Source organism: Enterococcus sp. 5B3_DIV0040, from assembly GCF_002140755.1.
GTDB lineage: Bacteria > Bacillota > Bacilli > Lactobacillales > Enterococcaceae > Enterococcus_D > Enterococcus_D casseliflavus.
In genome coordinates this window covers 1,353,355-1,358,354 of the sequence record NZ_NGLC01000001.1, presented here as the reverse complement: position 1 = coordinate 1,358,354, position 5,000 = coordinate 1,353,355, and the positions used below count along the sequence as shown (strand labels likewise).

At 43.4% G+C, this 5,000-nt stretch carries 3 protein-coding genes, 2 rRNA genes and 1 pseudogene (1 of these 6 running past the window's edge); all 6 read right to left on the bottom strand.

The window, feature by feature from the left end; translation table 11 throughout:
- Window positions 1-379: ribosomal RNA gene (locus A5883_RS06370) — 23S ribosomal RNA — on the bottom strand (it extends 2,536 nt beyond the left edge of the window).
- Window positions 380-608: 229 nt separating this feature from the next.
- A 16S ribosomal RNA gene (locus tag A5883_RS06365) occupies window positions 609-2,168 on the bottom strand.
- The 16S and 23S rRNA genes sit together here, the layout of an rRNA operon.
- Before the next feature lie 542 nt (window positions 2,169-2,710).
- Window positions 2,711-2,896: a hypothetical protein gene (locus A5883_RS06360; protein ID WP_086299482.1), complete on the bottom strand. Its 186-nt coding sequence runs from the start codon at window positions 2,894-2,896 to the stop codon at window positions 2,711-2,713.
- Window positions 2,897-3,034: 138 nt separating this feature from the next.
- Complete coding sequence (locus A5883_RS06355; protein WP_034872232.1) at window positions 3,035-3,556, bottom strand: GNAT family N-acetyltransferase; 522 nt, start codon at window positions 3,554-3,556, stop codon at window positions 3,035-3,037.
- Between the two features lie 57 nt (window positions 3,557-3,613).
- Window positions 3,614-4,552, bottom strand: coding sequence for a dihydroorotate oxidase (locus A5883_RS06350; protein ID WP_005236221.1), 939 nt, complete (start codon window positions 4,550-4,552; stop codon window positions 3,614-3,616).
- 202 nt (window positions 4,553-4,754) lie between these two features.
- Window positions 4,755-4,928 (bottom strand): annotated as a pseudogene (locus tag A5883_RS06345) (iron-sulfur cluster assembly protein); the annotation flags it as partial.
- Between the last annotated feature and the right edge of the window lie 72 nt (window positions 4,929-5,000).

Below are 5,000 nucleotides of genomic sequence, written 5' to 3'. Positions count from 1 at the left end.
GCCTACGGGGTTTTTACCCTCTTTGACATACTTTTCCAAGTATTTCGACTATCTGAATAGACTACCATATCGGAGTCCTACAACCCCAACAAGCAAGCTTGTTGGTTTGGGCTTTTCCCGTTTCGCTCGCCGCTACTCAGGGAATCGAATTTTCTTTCTCTTCCTGCAGGTACTTAGATGTTTCAGTTCTCTGCGTCTACCTCGACTGCGCTATGTATTCACGCAGACGTAACATCCTATAAAAGATGTTGGGTTTCCCCATTCGGAAATCTCTGGATCATAGCTTACTTACAGCTCCCCAAAGCATATCGGTGTTAGTCCCGTCCTTCATCGGCTCCTAGTGCCAAGGCATCCACCGTGCGCCCTTATTCACTTAACCTTTGACCTTACGGTCGGTTTTGAGTACTTCTTCTAGCGATAGAAGGTTGCTCAAGAAAATAAGCGTTGAACTTATTAAAAAACTCTTTTAACATTTCAACTCGGTGTGTGTTACTTGTTTTGATTTTTTCTTCGATATCCAGTTTTCAATGAACAAATTTTGTTTGAGAGTAAACCTCTCAAAACTGAACAAAGGCAAACGATGTGTAGTCTTCCGAAATATTCCTTAGAAAGGAGGTGATCCAGCCGCACCTTCCGATACGGCTACCTTGTTACGACTTCACCCCAATCATCTATCCCACCTTAGGCGGCTGGCTCCAAAAAGGTTACCTCACCGACTTCGGGTGTTACAAACTCTCGTGGTGTGACGGGCGGTGTGTACAAGGCCCGGGAACGTATTCACCGCGGCGTGCTGATCCGCGATTACTAGCGATTCCGGCTTCATGTAGGCGAGTTGCAGCCTACAATCCGAACTGAGAGAAGCTTTAAGAGATTAGCTTAGCCTCGCGACTTCGCAACTCGTTGTACTTCCCATTGTAGCACGTGTGTAGCCCAGGTCATAAGGGGCATGATGATTTGACGTCATCCCCACCTTCCTCCGGTTTGTCACCGGCAGTCTCGCTAGAGTGCCCAACTAAATGATGGCAACTAACAATAAGGGTTGCGCTCGTTGCGGGACTTAACCCAACATCTCACGACACGAGCTGACGACAACCATGCACCACCTGTCACTTTGCCCCCGAAGGGGAAGCTCTATCTCTAGAGTGGTCAAAGGATGTCAAGACCTGGTAAGGTTCTTCGCGTTGCTTCGAATTAAACCACATGCTCCACCGCTTGTGCGGGCCCCCGTCAATTCCTTTGAGTTTCAACCTTGCGGTCGTACTCCCCAGGCGGAGTGCTTAATGCGTTTGCTGCAGCACTGAAGGGCGGAAACCCTCCAACACTTAGCACTCATCGTTTACGGCGTGGACTACCAGGGTATCTAATCCTGTTCGCTCCCCACGCTTTCGAGCCTCAGCGTCAGTTACAGACCAGAGAGCCGCCTTCGCCACTGGTGTTCCTCCATATATCTACGCATTTCACCGCTACACATGGAATTCCACTCTCCTCTTCTGCACTCAAGTCTCCCAGTTTCCAATGACCCTCCCCGGTTGAGCCGGGGGCTTTCACATCAGACTTAAGAAACCGCCTGCGCTCGCTTTACGCCCAATAAATCCGGACAACGCTTGCCACCTACGTATTACCGCGGCTGCTGGCACGTAGTTAGCCGTGGCTTTCTGGTTAGATACCGTCAAGGGATGAACGTTTTACTCTCATCCTTGTTCTTCTCTAACAACAGAGTTTTACGATCCGAAAACCTTCTTCACTCACGCGGCGTTGCTCGGTCAGACTTTCGTCCATTGCCGAAGATTCCCTACTGCTGCCTCCCGTAGGAGTCTGGGCCGTGTCTCAGTCCCAGTGTGGCCGATCACCCTCTCAGGTCGGCTATGCATCGTTGCCTTGGTGAGCCGTTACCTCACCAACTAGCTAATGCACCGCGGGTCCATCCATCAGTGACGCAAAAGCGCCTTTCAACTTTCTTCCATGCGGAAGATAGTGTTATACGGTATTAGCACCTGTTTCCAAGTGTTATCCCCTTCTGATGGGCAGGTTACCCACGTGTTACTCACCCGTTCGCCACTCTTTTTCTTTCGGTGGAGCAAGCTCCGGTGAAAGAAAAAGCGTTCGACTTGCATGTATTAGGCACGCCGCCAGCGTTCGTCCTGAGCCAGGATCAAACTCTCATAATGATTTGTTTGAATGACCATACGGTCATTAAGCTCATAAAAATTAACTTTGCTAGCTATTGCTTGCATGTATTTGTTTCAATAAATTGAAACGTCCTACACATTGGTTCGTTTGCTTGCTTTGTTCAGTTTTCAAAGGTCTACCGTGCTGCGTTAGCAACTTTTATATCATATCAGAGCGACAATTGATTGTCAACTCTTTTTTAAAAGTTTTTTTCGCTCGTTGTTTTTCAACTTCGTAGCGGCTGTCTCAGCGACTTCATTAGAATAACAAATGATTTGTTATTTGTCAACAACTTTTTTAATTAATTTTGTTGATTTATCAACATCGATTAACCGTTTTATTATTGCGACCTTGTTATAATATCATCTGTTTCATTTTTGGTCAAGTCTTTTTTGAAGTTTTTTTCAAAAGCTTTTTTGACCTGCTGGCTCAATTGCCAACGTTGAATACTTTATCATTCTAAGAATGAAAGAGCAAGCTTTTTTCTGAAATATTTTCAACTAAGTCGAGATAAACAAAAAAACTACCCAAAATAGGTAGTTTAATCAATATCGATCGTACGAAAACGGATCTGGTTTTGATCGTCTCGTTTTAAGGTTGTTTCTTCTTTCAGATAAGAAAACTTCTTCTCATTGATCGCTGGATTCTCAAGCATTTCTTCATAACCCGCAAAAATATCATGGATATATTTTTTATACGCTTTTTTCTTTTTGACTCTTTTCTTCATTTGGCACCGTCCTTTACGTGCTTATCTTAGCAAGCCGAAAGGATTCTGACAACCATTATCCGCATTTTCATACCAAAAATTCACTTTGACACAACTATTCCATTAATTCAGCCAAGTGACACTCATGGAATAGAATGTTCAGCTTGCGGTCAAACGTTTTTGAAAAGCCAATCGCTCTCCGTTCGGAAAAGGGAATGTTACCTCTCCTTTGTATTGATAGCCAGCTGCTTGGATATTCTTTTGCATACCAATATTGGCTTTATACGTATCGATACGTAAATCAACGATTCCTTGCTCTAATGCAACCACTTCAAGAGCTTGCAGCAATTTGGCGCTTAACTTTTGCCCTTTAAAATGAGAACTGACAACGACGCGATGAATGGATAGATATGGACCGTTTCCATCCCACCCTGCGCCGGTAATTGCGTTGTAGACAGGATCTTCACCGGATACTAACGCTGCCGATGCCGCAATTTTTCCATCTATCACCAACACATAGCTCTCATCGTTTGCAATATCTGCTTTGATTTGATTTTCTTTAGGACCGTATCCATCTTGCCATTGCGGAGATCCTTGTGCTTTTAAGAAAGCAATGCCTTCTTCAAAAAGCGCCATCAACTCAACCAGATCATCCTCCGTTGTTTTACGAAACTTCTCCATTAAAAACCACCTTTCTTCTATAAAAAGAAGCGGATAGTAAAGCATTCAAAGTCGTTCTTAATCAATCGTTTTTAATTTCCCCTGGAACTCACTGATTGATTGATACCCTTTTTCTTTCATGATCGCTGCTAATTCTTTCGTCAATCGTTCAAAGATCACCGGTCCTTCTTTTTGCAGCTCTGTGCCGATCTGCAACATAGAAGCGCCACATAACAAATGTTCGTACGCATCTTGACCATTACGAATCCCACCAGTACCGATAATTTTGATTTCTGGCTTGAGACGTGTATAGAAAGCCCGCACATTGGCTAATGCCGTTGGTTTCACATATTCGCCTCCCAAACCGCCAAAACCATCTTTTGGTTTGATAACTACTGAGTCAGTAGCAGGATCAATGAATAAAGCATTCCCAATACTATTGATTGAATTGATATAAGTTAACGGATACTTGTTCAATATCTTAGCCATCTCATCAAAGTGCGCCAAATCAAAGTATGGTGGCAATTTTACACCTAAAGGTTTTGTGAAAAAACCAAAGACTGTTTCCAGAATTTGATCGGTCAAAGGAAAATCATAGGCAACTTGGGGTTTTCCTGGCACGTTTGGACAAGAAAGATTTAACTCTGTGATTCCTTCAAAATCACTTTCTTGGATTTTCTTCAATAACTCAATGTTTTCAGCCACGCTCATACCAGCGACAGAGAAAAAGAAGGGCGCTTGCTGGGTCATTTCCTGCTGTTTTTTGATAGCATAGTCTAAGTAGTAGTCCACCCCTAGATTTGGTAATCCCATCGAATTGATGCTTCCTAACGGTAAATCGGTATAACGTGGTTCTGGATTTCCCGCACGTGCTTCTAGCGTTGCACTCTTCGTGACAAATGCCCCAGCTGCTGATGCCGCTAATTCATCTAATTCCTCGATCGTCATACAATGGACTCCTGAGGCGTTCATAAACGGATTTTTGTATGTATATTTCCCAAAATTCGTAGCTAACATTGATTCATTCCTCCAATCTTTTCAACTAGTTTACCGTTTCATTTCTGAAAATGCAATGCAATCTTCGCAAACTTTCTGCAAGCACTGACTAAAAGCAAGATAGTTAAAGACACGCATCCAACTTAAATCCAAAAAGACTCTTCTATCAACTTTATTCAGCTGATAAAAGAGTCTAAGACATTTATTTTCTACGATAAAATCCTTAACGAATCCCCAAAGCAATCCGTGCATAACGACTCATTTTATCAGTCGTCCATGCGGGATACCAAACTAGTTTTACTTCTGGATTTTTGACTTCTGGAATATCGCTTAATGCTTCGTGTATCGATTCAGTCAATACGTCGGCTAAGGGACAGCCCATTGTTGTTAAGGTCAAGTGCTGTTATATCAGCATTTCTATCGCTTTTTCCTGCGTTAAAGCGATAGTATCTCCTCGATTCTAGCGTAT

Coding starts and splice junctions, on each gene's coding strand:
- A5883_RS06350 (WP_005236221.1), bottom strand. CDS start 4,552: ATGTTAGCTACGAATTTTGGGAAATATACATACAAAAATCCGTTTATG.
- A5883_RS06355 (WP_034872232.1), bottom strand. CDS start 3,556: ATGGAGAAGTTTCGTAAAACAACGGAGGATGATCTGGTTGAGTTGATG.
- A5883_RS06360 (WP_086299482.1), bottom strand. CDS start 2,896: ATGAAGAAAAGAGTCAAAAAGAAAAAAGCGTATAAAAAATATATCCAT.